The sequence below is a fragment of the Nitratireductor indicus C115 genome, assembly GCF_000300515.1.
In the GTDB taxonomy this organism is placed as follows: domain Bacteria; phylum Pseudomonadota; class Alphaproteobacteria; order Rhizobiales; family Rhizobiaceae; genus Nitratireductor; species Nitratireductor indicus.
The window spans coordinates 1-13,842 of the sequence record NZ_AMSI01000024.1 but is presented as its reverse complement, the minus strand read 5'-3'; the positions used below and the strand labels follow the sequence as shown (position 1 = coordinate 13,842).

The following is a 13,842-nucleotide window of genomic DNA, read 5'->3' as shown; positions in this document are numbered from 1 at the left end:
ACACGTCTGGTGGAAAGATGCGCCCGATGCTCAAGATGCTTGATCAAAACGCAGAAAGATGGGCCTTGCTCTTCTTCTACGTGCTGCTTGTTCTCACCATGGCTGTGGAAGTGGTGCGCCGCGAGGCGTTCGCCTTCTCCTCCATCTGGGGAGAGGAGGTGGTTCGCTATGCCTTCATCTATCTTGCCTGGATCGGCGCTGCCTCGGCGGTGCGCGAGCGTGCGCATATCCGTATCGATGTGATCCTTCATTATCTCGGGCCGCGCGCCAAGGCGCTCATTTACATGCTGGGCGATCTCGTGATGTTCGCCGTTGCTGTGATCGCGCTTTGCTGGTCGTTCGAGACGGTGGCCGTGTCCTGGAAATTCGGTTCGGTCAGCCATGGCCTTCGGGTCCCCATGGTCTGGTTCCTGATGGCCGTGCCCGTCGGTTTCACCCTGATGGTCGTCCGGCTCATCCAGTCCTTCATCCATGACGTCAACGCCCTTCGCACAGGCCAGCCGGTCTTCGAAGGCAACAAGCTGTTCGATTGAGGCCCCGTCATGATGTGGCAACAACAACTCAACACGGTCGTGCTCGGTGCCGACTTTTATCTCCCGGTCATCGCGTTTGTGCTTTTATGCGCGCTGGCCGTACCAGTCTGGGCCGCAATCGGCACCTCCGCAATTCTGATGTTGTGGATGTCGGGCGCGCTGCCGCTCTCGCTGGTGGGCGAATCCCTTTTCGACGGCATCGATGCCTTCGCGCTGACCGCCATCCCGCTCTTCATCCTGACGGGCGACGTTCTGGTTCGGACCGGTCTGAGCCGCAAGTTTCTTGACGTTGCCGAGGCGCTGACCTGCTGGACGAAGGGTGGCTTCGGCTCCGCCACGGTGCTGGTCTGCGGCATGTTCGCGGCGATTTCCGGTTCGGATGCCGCTGGTGCAGCCGCCGTTGGCCGCATGACCATCGACCGGCTTGTCGAAAGCGGCTATCCGCGCCCTTACGCCTGCGCCCTTGTGGCCGCCGGCGCCTGCACGGGCATCCTCATTCCGCCCTCCATCGCATATATCGTGATCGGTCTGGTGCTCGGCATTTCAGCCTCCACACTGTTCATGGCGGCGCTCATTCCGGGGCTGGCGATCCTCGTGTCGATCCTCGTCACCAATCTGGTGATGAACAGGATCTACAATTTCGAAGGCGCGCAGCCCATGACGTTCTCGGAATGGCTGGGCCGTCTCTTCGCCACGCTCAAATCCGGCTGGTATGCCTTTCTGGTGCCGGGCATCATCTTCTATGGCATTTTCTTTGGGCGCCTCACACCCACCGAGGCAGGCGCCACCGCCGTTATCGTCACCATCGTCATGGGGTTCCTGCTCGGCACGCTGAAGCTTTCCGATTTTCCATCGATGCTCATCAGCTCCGCCAAGGTCAACGGCGTCATCCTCCCCATCATCGCCTTCTCGCTGCCGCTTGCCCAGGCGCTTGCCATCATGGGTGTTCCGCAGGGTTTCGTGGCGATGGCGACCGGCGTATCGGATGACCCGGTCATCCTGATCATGATGATGATCCTTATCCTGATCGCGGCGGGCTGCGTGATGGAGACGACGCCCAACATCGTCATTCTCGCGCCGATACTGAAGCCTCTCGCCGACAATATCGGCATGAACGAGATTCAGTTCTGCATCATGATGATCACTGCGCTCGGCGTAGGCTTCATCACGCCGCCGCTCGGTCTCAACCTCTTTGTGGTCTCCGGCCTCACGGGCGAATCCATCCTGCGGATCGCCGTGCGCGCGGTGCCCTTCGTCTTCTTCATGCTCATCGTGGTTCTTCTGATCGCCTATGTGCCGGCGATCTCGACCACGCTTCTCCCGGATATCTACAAGTAGGAAACAGGTGAAATGGCTCGCAATTATCTGAAGAAAGCCAAGCTCTTCCCGGCGTCGGATTCGACCGATGTGCGCGATACGGTCCAGAACATCCTGAACGATATCGAGATGCGGGGCGATGCTGCGGCCCTGGAATATGCCGCGAAATTCGACCGCTATGAGGGCAATATCAAGCTGACCCGCGCCGAGATCGATGCGGCCATCGCGCTGGTTCCTGAACAGCTGAAGCAGGACATTCGCTTTGCCCATGACAATGTACGCCGTTTCGCGGAGGCCCAGAAATCCACGTTGAAGGATGTGGAGCTGGAAATCGTGCCGGGTCTCGTCGCCGGTCAGAAGACGATCCCGGTGCGTACCGCCGGTTGCTACATCCCCGGCGGCCGCTACAGCCACATCGCGTCCGCCATAATGACCGTCACGACGGCCAAGGTCGCCGGCTGCGAAAACATCATCGCCTGCTCGCCGCCGCGCCCCGGCGTCGGCATCGCGCCGGCCATCGTCTTTGCGGCCGACCTTTGCGGTGCCGATACGATCCTGGCGCTCGGTGGCGTTCAGGGTATCGCCGCGATGGCCTTCGGCCTCTTCGGCCTGCCGAAAGCCGACATTCTGGTCGGCCCCGGCAATCAGTTCGTCGCTGAAGCCAAGCGCATTCTTTTCGGTCGTGTGGGCATCGATATGTTCGCCGGTCCCACCGACAGCCTGATCCTGGCCGACGGCAATGCTGATCCGGAAATCGTGGCCGCCGATCTCGTGGGGCAGGCCGAGCATGGCTATAACTCGCCGGTCTGGCTGGTCACCGATTCCGATCCGCTGGCCCGCAAGGTGCTCGATCTCGTGCCGCAGCTGATTGCTGCCTTGCCGGAATTGAATGGCAAGAATGCTGAAGCCGCCTGGCGCGACTATGCCGAAGTGATCGTTTGCGCCGACCGCGAGGAAATGGCGGCCACCGCCGACGATTACGCGCCGGAGCACCTGACCGTGCAGGCCGGCGATCTCGATTGGTGGCTGGGGCGGCTCAAATGCTACGGCTCGCTCTTTCTGGGTGAGGAGACCACGGTTGCATTCGGCGACAAGGCTTCCGGCCCCAATCACGTGCTGCCGACCTCAAAGGCCGCGAATTACACGGGTGGCCTCTCCGTCCATAAATACATGAAGATCGTCACCTGGCAGCGTGCGACGGTCGAGGGATCAAAGCCCATTGCGGAAGCCACGGCGCGCATTTCCCGCCTTGAGGGCATGGAGGGCCATGCCCGCACGGCCGATATTCGCCTGAAGAAATATTTCCCCGATGAGACGTTCAACCTGACCGTGGCCGAGGGAGCGGGCGCATGAGCGCTCCGTCTCCTCAAAAGCTGTTCGACCTTTCAGGCCGCGTCGCCTGCGTCACGGGCGCGAGCTCGGGCCTGGGGCGGCGAGCAGCCGACGTGCTGCTTGCCGCAGGCGCCAGCGTCGTAGGCGTTGCCCGCCGCGAGGCGGCATTGGCAGAGTGGGCGAAGAGCGCCGGCGACAAGGCAGGCTATGTCGTTGCGGATCTGGACGATCCGTCTGCGATGGAAGCTGTGGCCGGTAAGGTGCGGGCTCTTTTCGGCGCGCCGGATATTCTCGTCAATGCGGCCGGCATCAACACACGCGAGGCCGCCGACGACGTGACGGCCGCCGGTTGGAACACCACGCTCAACCTCAATCTGTCGACGCCCTTCTTCCTTGCGAGGGCCTTCGCCGGGAACATGAAGGCGAAGGGCTGGGGGCGCATCGTCAATTTCGCATCGCTGCAAAGTTACCGCGCCTTTCCCTCCAGCATAGCCTATGGCGCGAGCAAGGGCGCAGTGGCCCAGCTCACCCGCGCCATGGCGGAGGCCTGGTCTGCCCATGGCATCACCGCCAATGCGGTGGGGCCTGGGTTTTTCCGCACCGAACTGACGGCCGTGGTCTTTTCCGATCCCGAGCGGGCTGCGCGCAATGCCGCGCAAACCTGCATTGGCCGCAATGGCGAGCCGGAGGATATGGACGGTCCCATGCTGTTCCTGTGTTCGGATGCAAGTGCCTATGTCACGGGGCAGGTTCTGATGGTCGATGGCGGGTTCACGGCAAAATGAAAGCACTGGTCTATACAGGCCCGAAGGGGCTCGAATACCGGGAGGTCGCAGACCCCGTGGCGGGCGCGGGCGAGAGCCTTGTGCGCATTGAAAGCGTTGGTATCTGCGGTTCGGACATGCACGCCTATCTGGGGCATGACGAGCGGCGCCCGGCTCCGCTTATCCTCGGTCATGAAGCTGCCGGTATCGTGGTTGCGGGCGCGGGGAGCGGAAGGCGGGTTACCATCAACCCACTGGTCACCTGCATGAGCTGCGAGGCTTGCCGGTCCGGTCGCGAGAATCTCTGCGCATCGCGTCAGATCATCTCCATGCCACCGCGCGAAGGAGCGTTTGCGCAGTTCGTGGCCATTCCCGAGCGCAATCTGGTCGATGTGCCGGACCATGTGGATTTCGACCGGGCTGCCCTGGCAGAGCCCCTGGCCTGTGGTTGGCATGCGGTCAAGTCAGGGGAGCGCGCGCTCGATCGCCCCTTGTCGCAAGCGCGTGTTCTGGTGTTGGGGGCAGGCGCCATCGGCGTCGGCGCGGGGCTTGCCCTTGCAGCGCGCGGGGCAGGCGCGATCATGCTTTCCGAGCCTCATGCGGGGCGGCGCGCATTTGCGGCAGAGCGCATCGGTCTCGATGCGCGCGATCCTGCCGAATTTTCAGGCGAGGGTGCCTTCGATCTGGTGATCGATGCCGTGGGTTTTGCTGCGACCCGTGCACAGGCGTCCGATACGGTACGTCCCGGCGGTGTCATGGTACATATCGGTCTGGGTTCGGCCGAGGGCGGTCTCAACATTCGCCGCATGACACTTCAGGAAATCACGTTCATCGGGACCTACACCTATACAATGGAGGATTTCCGGGAGACCGCAGCCGCCATTTTCGACGGTCGTCTGGGCGCGCTCGACTGGATCGAGACAATGCCATTGGCCGATGGCGCGCAGGCTTTCGGCGATCTTCTTGCAGGCCGGGTCAGCGCGCCGAAGATCGTCCTGAAACCGCAACAGGTTTGATGGCGCAAAGGCGTGCGGCGGCATGACTGCCGCATCGCTCCATAGGTTCTATAGCGGCAAGGGTCCGTTTGTCTTGAAGCTGCGCATAGCGAAATTGGTGCGGATATCGCGTATGGCCGGGAGGGATAGAAGGCGGCGTAAAATCGTAGTTTCATAGGCCGCCATGTCCTTTACCACCACTTCCAGAAGATAGTCGTGTTCGCCCGAGACAAGATGGCAGGCCACCACCTCGGGCATGGCAAGCGCAGCTTCCACAAACGCATCTGAATATTCGAGCGAATGGCGTTCGACCCGGATTCCCGCAAAAATCGTCATCGGCACTCCAGCCGCTGTCCGGTCAATGGTCGCGCGATAACCCTCGATCACGCCTGCGGCTTCCAGCATCTTCACGCGCCGCGAACAGGGCGAAGGCGAAAGCCCGACCCGTTCGGCCAGCTCGATATTGGGAATACGCGCATCCGCCTGCAATTCACGCAGGATTTTGAGGTCGATTGCATCCAGCGTCATTTTGGCAGGATCACTTATAAATATCGTTTGAAAATATCAACTCTGCCAAAATTATATCTTTGAGATGCCATCTTTGGCAAGTTTGCCGGGAGGAACGGAGCTAGTCTTCATGCAAAGGAGAACCCCATGCCGAAGACAGCTCACAAACCCGGCTTTGCCACCCGTGCCATCCATCACGCCTATGATCCGGCTCTCTATCACGGGGCGCTGAACCCTCCCGTCTTTCTCACCTCGACATTCGGCTTCGACAGCGTCCAGACGGGCGCCGACCGCTTTGCAGGCGAGGCGGAAGGGTTCATTTACAGCAGGGTGGGCAATCCCACCGTCAGCATCCTGGAGAGCCGGCTTGCCTCACTGGAAGAGGGCGAGGCCGCGCTTGCCACCTCGTCCGGCATGGGCGCGATCTCGGCGGTGATTTGGAGCCTCGTGGGCAGCGGTGACGAGATCCTGGCGGACAAGACCCTTTATGGCTGCACCTTTGGTCTTCTGGAACACCATATCCATCGCTTCGGGATCACCGCTCGCTTCGTCGATATGACCAATCCGGAAAATTTACGCGCGGCGATCTCGCCGCGCACGCGCATGGTCATCACGGAATCCCCCTCCAACCCCAATATGCGCCTTGCGGACATCGCTGTTGTCGCCGAGATCTGCCGGCAGGCGGGCGCGCTTCTGGTCGTGGATAACACCTATTGCACACCCTATCTCCAGCGTCCGCTCGGTCTCGGCGCCGACATCGTCGTTCACTCCGCGACCAAATATCTCGGAGGGCATGGTGATTTGATCGCAGGGGCGGTGGTGGCAAGCCGCGAGCATATCGACCTCATTCGCTCCACCGGTATCAAGGAACTGAATGGAGCCTGCATTTCCGCCTTCGATGCATTTCTCGTCTTACGGGGCCTGAAGACGCTCAATCTGCGTATGGATCGTCATTGCGCTACGGCAGCGCGCCTTGCGCATGATCTGGAGGCGCATCCCGCCGTCGAGCACGTCTTCTATCCGGGCCTGGACAGCCATCCGCAAAAGGCTCTCGCCGAACGGCAGATGCGCGCCATGGGCGGCATGATCGCGCTGGAATTGAAGGGAGGCCTGTCTGCCGGCCGCGCCTTTATGGATGGTGTCGGCCTTGCAACCCGTGCGGTCAGCCTCGGCGATGCCGAAACGCTCATCCAGCATCCCGCCAGCATGACCCATGCCACCTATTCGCCCGAGGAACGGGCGAAGCACGGCTTTACCGACGGCCTCATTCGCCTGTCCGTGGGACTGGAGGACTATGAGGACATCCGCAATGACCTCATCGGTGCCCTGGACCAACTTGGCGGTGCTGCAACGGCCACGCAACCTGTCGCCGTGCGGGACACCGTTCACGCCTAGAGCATTTTGCAGTCGGGTGGTCACGCCTGACATCTGCATAAATGCGGAAAAACAAAGAGATAGATCGGTTCAAGGTTTCCGTGAAACGGTGAACCGATCTAGCGTCTGCAGTTGGCCGCTAGCCTCCGAGGCCCGCATAGATGCGGGGTAACGAGAAGATAAACGCCGGGAACCAGAAGGTATCCGGCGTTTCGCAGTGTCAAATTCACAGGATTTGGGTGGCCGGGAAGGGACTGCCATCCGCTTGGTCGCGGGTCTCTTGGCCAGAATGTGCTGTGGTCACGCGATTTATCCAGAAGGAGTTTTGCAAACCGTCTGGACAATCCTGATGCGGCTCGATAGCGTAATGGTATTACGTTACTTTTATGAATGGTGCTCCATGTCCCCACGCTTTTCTTTCCCATTGTTTTCCGTTTCGCTGGCGGCCCTGTCGCTTGCCGGCACGCTCGTTGGCGCGCATGCCGATGATACGGTCGAGGCCTGGCGCCTTTTCGTTTCCGATCAGGAGGCGGGCAAGGTGACTGCGATCGACGTCGAAACCGGCAAGACACTCGGTGTCTTTCCGCTCAAGGGCTATGCCACCCATCTGGTGCCCAGTGACAGCGGCGCCACCGTCTTTGCCGTGCAGATGGACCACGATGCGGTCGATGTTCTGAAGAGCGGAGTTCACCTTACCGATCACGGCGAACATAAGGATGTGGAACTGGAGGATCCTGCCCTTCTACCCGTTCGCCAGGAAGGCGGTCGTCCGGTTCACGCCGTCATGCATGGGGACGAAATTCTGCAGTTCTTCGACCGTGATGGCGAAGCACGTGTCCTGAGCGAAAAGGCGCTTCTGGAAGGCAAGACCGAATACGATGTGGTCAAGGTCGCGGCCCCGCATCATGGTGTTGCCGTTCCCATGGGCAAATACACGCTTGTTTCCGAGCCCAACCTCGATGTTGAGACGAAAGAGGGAGAACTCCCGCCGCGTCTCGGCCTCAAGGTGCTGGATGCCGAGGGCAAGCAGGCTGGAGAGGTCGCAGCCTGCACCGGCCTTCATGGCGAGGCTTCCTCGGCGGGGCTGGTGGCGTTTGGTTGCGAGGAGGGGGTGCTGGTCGTGCGTCCCAATGACGACAAGGCTCCCGTACCCGAAATGATCGCCTATGGCGACGAGATGCCGGAAGGCCGCGTCGGTACGCTGCTGGGCGGAAAGGCGATGCAGTTCTTCCTGGGCAATTACGGTGACGACAAGGTTGTCATCATCGAGCCTGCCAGCGAGGAGCCTTACCGGGTGGTGGAATTTCCGGTACGCCGTGTGGACTTTGCCCTCGACCCGGCAAAGGTGAAGCTTGCCTATGTCTTCACCGAGGATGGCCGCCTTCACGTCCTGGATGTGTTGACCGGCAAAATCCTGCGTTCTGCCTCCATTACCGAGCCCTACAGCAAGGATGGGCATTGGCGCGATCCGCGTCCCCGGTTGGCCGTCATGGGCGAGTCTATTGCGGTCAGCGACCCGCGCAAGGGGCTGGTGCGCATACTTGATGCGGATAGCCTGAAGGAAACGCGCACAATTCCCGTCGAAGGCCTGCCGTTCAATGTGGTTGCGGTTGGTGGTTCGGGCATTCGCCACTGAAGCCTGAAGACCTCACGCAACAGAATGCTTCAGGCCGGCGTCAATTCCGCCGGCCTGTTTCATGTCTGGCTCATCCTTGAGGCAGCACCACGGAAAGGCTGACGAGGCCGCGATAAAAACCGATCAGCGAAGTGACATAACGGTCGCTGCCTTCTCCGACATGGAGGAGAAAGCCTGCTTCTTCGGGCAGCATGTCCGCATTGTCGGCGATCACCAATGCGCCGGGCCGTAGCCGTTCCTCAAGCATCAGCAGCAGGTCGAAATATAGCTCTTTCGCCCCGTCCAGGAACAGAAGATCGATAGGCCCGCGGATTGCAGCGAGCGTTTCGCGCGCATCTCCCGCGATTACGTGCGCCGAACCTGAAAGACCGGCATCCACCAGATTGGCATTGGCCTTGGCTGCCTTGCTGGCGTGATACTCCGATCCTGTGACACGGCCACCCGTATCTGCTGCCGCTGCCGCCAGATAAAGCGTCGAGATGCCGAACGAACTGCCGAATTCGACGATGTTCTGCGCATTAATCGAACGCGCGCAGGCATAAAGGAACCGGCCCGTCGCTGGCCCCACTGAAAGATATTGCGTCAGATGAAGTTCTGAAGTGCGGAAATCATGCTCATGGGTCAAAAACTCTCCTTCTGCCTTCTGCTTGGCCCGGTGCGCATCGCGCAGAGTGCGCGCCGCCTGATGCTCCCGCTTCAGTATGGCCACGACATTTGCGCGGTGAAGGGTGCAACTCATGATGTCTCCTGAGCGTGTCGGGTAGGCATTGGAAAGGCAGAAAAGCGGTGGTCAGTTCGCAGGCTGGGCAGAAGCGCCGGCAAGCGGCGCCTGGCAGCGGCAATCCTTGGGTGGAAGGGCGAAGCCGGCAGCGGCCCGCTTCCGGGTCACAGGGTATGAAAGCATGAAAAATTCCCGGTCCGCTGTCTCTTCGCCGTGCGAAACTTGATTGCTTGTTTGCCGTCAGGGGCTGCTGTATTCAGTTATTTAATATGACATTGAGAGTCAAATTAAAGACGATGCCCGCGCAGCCGATTTTTGGCTTGGGTCGTTAAGCCGGGTTTCGATGTCAGCAAGGAATGCGCCCACGCCACGTTGAGGAAAACTTCGCTGCGATGCCGCGCCCGGCGGGGAGATGCCGTCCGGGACAAGCATTCTGGAAGCGATGACCTGCCGCAGCCGGGGTCTCGATCAAGGAAGGAAAATGACGTGAGTAGATACAGGGCACAGGCTGTTGTCGCACTACCCGATCCAGAAGCGGTTCTGGCGCCGCTTTGCGAACATCTTACGGAGCACGGTGCTGCTCTTTCGCGGGAAGGAAGCGCCCGTATTATCCGTTTCGAAAAGGGGGAGGCGCGGTTCCAGCGGCAAGGCAGGGCTGCCTCCATCAATCTTGAGGCGGGCGATGTGGAAGCGCTCTATTTCTTGCGGCTGAATGTGTCGGCGCATCTTGTGGAATATGCTCCTGAGGCCGCTTCGTTGATCGAGTGGAGGGGCGACGGCAATGATTTCAAGCGCCCCTTGAACTTCCATATTCTTGAGGTTGTCCGCACGGCAGAGATTGCGCCTCATATGCGTCGGATCACATTTGCCGGCGGAAATCTGGTTCGTTTTGCGCCGATGACGGCGCTGCATCTCAATCTGCTTGTTCAGCGCCCCGAATGCAAAGAACCTCAATGGCCGACGGTCGGACAGAACGGGCTCATGCAGTGGGCAAAACCGGAGCTTCGCCCGTGGTTTCGCAAATACACGGTGCGCGCGCTCGATCTGGAAGCCGGCACAATGGATATAGATTTCGTGATCCACGAGGATGCAGGCCCCGGCTCCGATTTCGCGTTGAAGGCGAAGCCGGGCGATCCGGTCGGTGTCGCGGGGCCCGGCGGGGGAGGGTTGCGCGAGGCGCAATGGTATCTTTTCGCAGGGGACGAGACGGCTCTTCCCGCAATTTCGCGCATGCTCGAGCATTTACCCGCGAGTGCGCGTGGTAGGGCGTTGATCGAAGTGCAGGATGAGCGGGAAATCCAGTCTCTGAGAACAGGTTCTGCCGTTGAGGTGGAGTGGCTTCTGCGTGGGGATGCCGAAGCAGGCACGACCACGCTTCTGGCCGATGCCGTGCGTGCCGTCGATTTCCCGACGGACGGCACGTCTGTTTTTGCCTGGGCCGGTTGCGAGTTCGATGCGTTCAGGGCAATTCGCATGCATCTGCGTGAGGATCGCGGCCTGGGCAAGCAGGATCATCTGGTCGTCGCCTATTGGCGGCGAGGCCAGAGCGAAGATGAAGTGCGCCGCACGTGAGGTTCTGCCTGTCAGGCAAAGGCAGTCGGCAACGCTGAATCCGGCAATGAAAAAGGCGGGGCAGACCTCCTCGCCTTTTTTGACGACAGCATTTTTGACGCGTCCCAAAAGCCTGGGAGGGCAAGGATACGATGCCTGAAAAAGCAATATCGAAAAGTCGCAAAGATCAGGGAAATGGCGCGCCTCCACGGCGACACCTCGAACGAATTGTTCGAGGTTCTGACCACCTGGAACACCCATCTTGAGCACCTGAGGCGCAAGCCTCCGGTGCCGCCATGTCCCTGACGGATTTCTACAACGCCTATCTCGATAGTCAGTCGAAGAAACCTCCAACGCCGCCCGCACCTGTTGCGCGGGGCAAACGTCCCGCGCCGTTCAGCCTTCGCCTGAGCGATGATGAACGCGAGCAATTGACGCGCGAAGCCAAGGGCGCACCGCTAGGTCGCTTTATCAAGGCGAAGGTGCTGGGCTCGCCGCTGCCGTTGTGCATGCGCCAGACCGGCCTTACCGTTCATGACCGTGAGTCATTAGGAAAAGTCCTCGCGATGCTCGGTGCATCGCGCATCCCGAACAACCTGAACCAACTCGCCTTCCTCGCGAACACCGGCTCACTGCCGATGACGCCGGAAACAGAAGCCGAATTGAAGGAAGCGGTTCGCGAGGTGCGCTCGATGCGCGCCCTGCTCATGAAAGCCCTTGGCATGAAGACGGGGGCGAAGCGATGATCCTCAAAGGCTCGCAACGCGGCAACGGTCAGAACCTCGCGGCGCACCTGCTCAACGTCTCGGACAACGAGCATGTGCGTTTGCATGAACTGCGCGGATTCGTCTCCGAAGATCTGCACGGTGCATTCCACGAGGTAGAAGCCATCTCGCGCGGGACGCGCTGCCGTCAGTACCTCTTCTCGCTTTCCCTATCCCTCCGAGACTTTCAACATCAACACACGGCTGCTGGAAGTCGCGGCGCGGCCTGAGCTGCATCAGATCGTCGGCGACATCGCCTATGACTCGGCAAGCTATCTGGTGCCGATCGACCCGCACGCATCGCATCGCTGGATCGGTCAAGGCGTGCGCACGATGATCGCCCTCTTCTACAAGGTGACAGCGCTCTATCCCTCTAATCGCTGGCGCTGCTCACCGGGCGGTGCATGGGATTTTTTCGGACGCGCACCGGATGAGATTGCGGAAGACCTCTTGGTCTGGTCGAAAGATCCACGGATGGAGGACGAGTCCGGCATGTGCCGCCAAATCGCGAGCCTCACCGGCTCGCCGGATCAGTGGAACGCCTACTCCTCCACCATCATTGAACGGCTGCAAGGATTCCAGCCCGGCTCGGCAGGCCGGGCGATGACGGAAGCCAACTCCTTCGATCCTGCCGACATGAAACATGAGCGCACCGCGCTCTTTATCATCGGTTCGGCGCGCAGCGATACCAGCCGCACCTTTGTCGGTGCAATGACGGCGGCCATCATCGAGCGCTTTGCAGATGCGCCCGGCCCACTGCGAGCGCTCGTCGTCGGTGAGGAATGGGGACAGCTCTACGTTTCCAACTTTCATGAAATCCTGACACTCTACCGGCAAGGCGGCATCAACTTTCTTGGCGTGTTCCAGAATGCCAGTGCGCAGATTGAGAGCCGCTACGGCAAGGAAGTCCTGCGCATCTGGAAAAAAGCTGTAGCACACACGCTCTATCGCGGCCTGCCGGACACCGAAACGCTACGCGATATTGAGCACCGTTCAGGCCGCACCTCCGTCATGGTGCGCGGCTTCAACGTTAATCAAAACCAGGTGAATGGTTCCGGCGACAGCCTCTCCGAACAATCGTGCCCACTGCTTCAGGTCGAGGATATTCGTCTCGCCACAGGCGGCGAGTCTGCCCTGCTCGATTCCCGCGACCATGGATTCTTCACGGTCGCAGTTCCCGAATTCTGGGAACGTCCGGAAATGGATGGCCTCCTACGCGATGTCCGGCTCAAACCGGACAAGTATGATTGGCTAGGATCGACGCAGCGCATTCTATCACCACCCACGACATATTTAGACACGGATGTTGAAACTATCCTATCCCATCTTCGCGCGAGCGAATAAGGGATCGAGCCTTAATTAGGCTCGATCGATTAGCTTAATACCAGGCTTCGGTTTTAATAGTCGAGCTATGCTTTCAAAAATTGTGCGCTTGACAGTGAATGAAACGAGCGGCGCGCCATCGATATGTAAATTGATGAATGAGGCGGCAGCCGAAATAATCTCAACATGCAGACCGCTTAGAATTTCGGTAGCCTTGGGTTCGACGGCGAGATGGACTTGGCCCGGTGGCTCATGATCGATAGGTCCGCCGAAAGTCATAAACCTGGAGGCGCGCTCCAACTTTTCCTGTCGAAGGTCGCGTCTTCCATCGTAGTGAACACCGCCGAGCTTGTTTGCCACGAAGAGAATTATCTCTTCCCGAGAGAAAGCTTCTCCTTCAAACCAGATCCGCTTCTCCCGTTTGAATTTTCCAAACGGCAAGAACGATTCTGAGAATTGATCAATTGGAAGCGTAGGACCTTGAGCAGCCGGCATTGTGGAATTGTAAAAACCCATGAAAGGGCTGCCTTTGAACTTAACGCCACCCGAAAGGAAATAGTTTACTTCCGGTGTGTTTGGCAGTGCGGCCCACACCTGTGCATTCTCCAGAACAGGAAAGGCCAGCTCAACGCCTGCCTCATTACACAGCTGGCCGATCATCCCATCGGTGATCCAGCGCCGCAGGATATTTGATGCGGCGCGTATGTCGCCTTCCCCCAGCGGTCGGCGGTGGGTGATAATCAGTTTAGTCAGTGTTCGAATATCGCTTTCTAACAATTCTACGCGATCACTGAGAGGGGTTGGTGTAGCATTGCTCATGACCAGCTAAGTTTATCGATCTTAGCCGAAGGCGTCGATCTTCTTTTGGACGGGCTCAGCGCCGCTGAACTTCTGCCCTTCGGCGAGAATGGGGGTGGCGAGAGCAAGAATCAGCGCGGCGGGCGCACAAGCGAAGCGCGGAGCCTCGGGAACCGCGCCCTTGCTCCCGCCGGGGGCAAAGCCTGAACCGAGCCGGGTTTACCGGA

The 13,842-nt window shown here is 59.8% G+C and carries 14 protein-coding genes; 11 read left to right on the top strand and 3 right to left on the bottom strand.

Annotation, left to right across the window (positions count from 1 at the left end):
• The first annotated feature begins 26 nt into the window (after positions 1–26).
• Genes NA8A_RS22475 through NA8A_RS22455 form a run of 5 tightly spaced genes read left to right on the top strand, consistent with a single transcriptional unit; the run spans position 27 to position 4,962 of the window.
• Positions 27–533, top strand: a complete 507-nt coding sequence (locus NA8A_RS22475) for a TRAP transporter small permease (RefSeq protein ID WP_009452725.1) — start codon at positions 27–29, stop codon at positions 531–533.
• A gap of 9 nt (positions 534–542) precedes the next feature.
• Positions 543–1,871 (top strand): TRAP transporter large permease, encoded by a 1,329-nt coding sequence (locus NA8A_RS22470; RefSeq protein ID WP_009452724.1) that lies wholly within the window; start codon positions 543–545, stop codon positions 1,869–1,871.
• 12 nt (positions 1,872–1,883) lie between these two features.
• Entirely contained in the window at positions 1,884–3,203 is a 1,320-nt protein-coding gene (gene hisD / locus NA8A_RS22465; RefSeq protein WP_009452723.1) for a histidinol dehydrogenase, read from the top strand.
• On the top strand, positions 3,200–3,967 hold the full coding sequence (locus NA8A_RS22460; RefSeq protein WP_009452722.1) for an SDR family NAD(P)-dependent oxidoreductase: 768 nt from the start codon (positions 3,200–3,202) through the stop codon (positions 3,965–3,967). The genes hisD and NA8A_RS22460 overlap by 4 nt, the downstream gene beginning before the upstream one ends.
• The gene (locus NA8A_RS22455; protein WP_009452721.1) at positions 3,964–4,962 is read left to right on the top strand and encodes a zinc-dependent alcohol dehydrogenase; all 999 of its coding nucleotides are present in this window, start codon (positions 3,964–3,966) and stop codon (positions 4,960–4,962) included. Before NA8A_RS22460 ends, NA8A_RS22455 begins: the two co-directional genes overlap by 4 nt.
• 48 nt (positions 4,963–5,010) lie before the next feature.
• Here the strand turns inward: NA8A_RS22455 and NA8A_RS22450 are convergent, their stop codons facing one another.
• A complete protein-coding gene (locus NA8A_RS22450; RefSeq protein ID WP_009452720.1) occupies positions 5,011–5,469 on the bottom strand; it encodes an Lrp/AsnC family transcriptional regulator in 459 nt (152 codons plus the stop codon).
• A 126-nt stretch (positions 5,470–5,595) separates the two neighbouring features.
• On the opposite strand from NA8A_RS22450, the gene megL reads away from it, so the two are divergent.
• Both megL and NA8A_RS22440 read left to right on the top strand, forming a co-directional pair.
• A complete protein-coding gene (megL, locus tag NA8A_RS22445; protein WP_009452719.1) occupies positions 5,596–6,843 on the top strand; it encodes a methionine gamma-lyase in 1,248 nt (415 codons plus the stop codon).
• 379 nt (positions 6,844–7,222) lie between these two features.
• Positions 7,223–8,458 carry a metallochaperone AztD gene (locus NA8A_RS22440; protein ID WP_009452718.1) on the top strand — a complete coding sequence of 412 codons (1,236 nt, stop codon included), beginning with the start codon at positions 7,223–7,225 and terminating at the stop codon, positions 8,456–8,458.
• A 70-nt stretch (positions 8,459–8,528) separates the two neighbouring features.
• On the opposite strand, the gene NA8A_RS22435 is transcribed toward NA8A_RS22440, so the two are convergent.
• Positions 8,529–9,197: an O-methyltransferase gene (locus tag NA8A_RS22435; RefSeq protein ID WP_009452717.1), complete on the bottom strand. Its 669-nt coding sequence runs from the start codon at positions 9,195–9,197 to the stop codon at positions 8,529–8,531.
• 468 nt (positions 9,198–9,665) lie between these two features.
• Between NA8A_RS22435 and NA8A_RS22430 the strand changes: the two genes are divergently transcribed.
• From NA8A_RS22430 to NA8A_RS22415, 4 genes are all read left to right on the top strand, one after another.
• Entirely contained in the window at positions 9,666–10,751 is a 1,086-nt protein-coding gene (locus NA8A_RS22430; protein WP_009452716.1) for a siderophore-interacting protein, read from the top strand.
• A 275-nt stretch (positions 10,752–11,026) separates the two neighbouring features.
• Entirely contained in the window at positions 11,027–11,476 is a 450-nt protein-coding gene (locus tag NA8A_RS22425; RefSeq protein WP_009452715.1) for a MobC domain-containing protein, read from the top strand.
• Positions 11,473–11,724, top strand: a complete 252-nt coding sequence (locus tag NA8A_RS22420) for a hypothetical protein (protein ID WP_009452714.1) — start codon at positions 11,473–11,475, stop codon at positions 11,722–11,724. Before NA8A_RS22425 ends, NA8A_RS22420 begins: the two co-directional genes overlap by 4 nt.
• 49 nt (positions 11,725–11,773) lie before the next feature.
• A complete protein-coding gene (locus NA8A_RS22415) occupies positions 11,774–12,838 on the top strand; it encodes a TraM recognition domain-containing protein (RefSeq protein ID WP_009452713.1) in 1,065 nt (354 codons plus the stop codon).
• A gap of 15 nt (positions 12,839–12,853) precedes the next feature.
• On the opposite strand, the gene NA8A_RS22410 is transcribed toward NA8A_RS22415, so the two are convergent.
• A complete protein-coding gene (locus tag NA8A_RS22410) occupies positions 12,854–13,636 on the bottom strand; it encodes a hypothetical protein (protein ID WP_143088128.1) in 783 nt (260 codons plus the stop codon).
• Positions 13,637–13,842: the final 206 nt, after the last annotated feature.

What these genes read in the sequence shown, in the direction of transcription:
- NA8A_RS22475 (WP_009452725.1), top strand. Translation starts at nt 27, where the DNA reads ATGCTCAAGATGCTTGATCAAAACGCAGAAAGATGGGCCTTGCTCTTC.
- NA8A_RS22470 (WP_009452724.1), top strand. Translation starts at nt 543, where the DNA reads ATGATGTGGCAACAACAACTCAACACGGTCGTGCTCGGTGCCGACTTT.
- hisD (WP_009452723.1), top strand. Translation starts at nt 1,884, where the DNA reads ATGGCTCGCAATTATCTGAAGAAAGCCAAGCTCTTCCCGGCGTCGGAT.
- NA8A_RS22460 (WP_009452722.1), top strand. Translation starts at nt 3,200, where the DNA reads ATGAGCGCTCCGTCTCCTCAAAAGCTGTTCGACCTTTCAGGCCGCGTC.
- NA8A_RS22455 (WP_009452721.1), top strand. Translation starts at nt 3,964, where the DNA reads ATGAAAGCACTGGTCTATACAGGCCCGAAGGGGCTCGAATACCGGGAG.
- NA8A_RS22450 (WP_009452720.1), bottom strand. Translation starts at nt 5,469, where the DNA reads ATGACGCTGGATGCAATCGACCTCAAAATCCTGCGTGAATTGCAGGCG.
- megL (WP_009452719.1), top strand. Translation starts at nt 5,596, where the DNA reads ATGCCGAAGACAGCTCACAAACCCGGCTTTGCCACCCGTGCCATCCAT.
- NA8A_RS22440 (WP_009452718.1), top strand. Translation starts at nt 7,223, where the DNA reads ATGTCCCCACGCTTTTCTTTCCCATTGTTTTCCGTTTCGCTGGCGGCC.
- NA8A_RS22435 (WP_009452717.1), bottom strand. Translation starts at nt 9,197, where the DNA reads ATGAGTTGCACCCTTCACCGCGCAAATGTCGTGGCCATACTGAAGCGG.
- NA8A_RS22425 (WP_009452715.1), top strand. Translation starts at nt 11,027, where the DNA reads ATGTCCCTGACGGATTTCTACAACGCCTATCTCGATAGTCAGTCGAAG.
- NA8A_RS22420 (WP_009452714.1), top strand. Translation starts at nt 11,473, where the DNA reads ATGATCCTCAAAGGCTCGCAACGCGGCAACGGTCAGAACCTCGCGGCG.
- NA8A_RS22410 (WP_143088128.1), bottom strand. Translation starts at nt 13,636, where the DNA reads ATGAGCAATGCTACACCAACCCCTCTCAGTGATCGCGTAGAATTGTTA.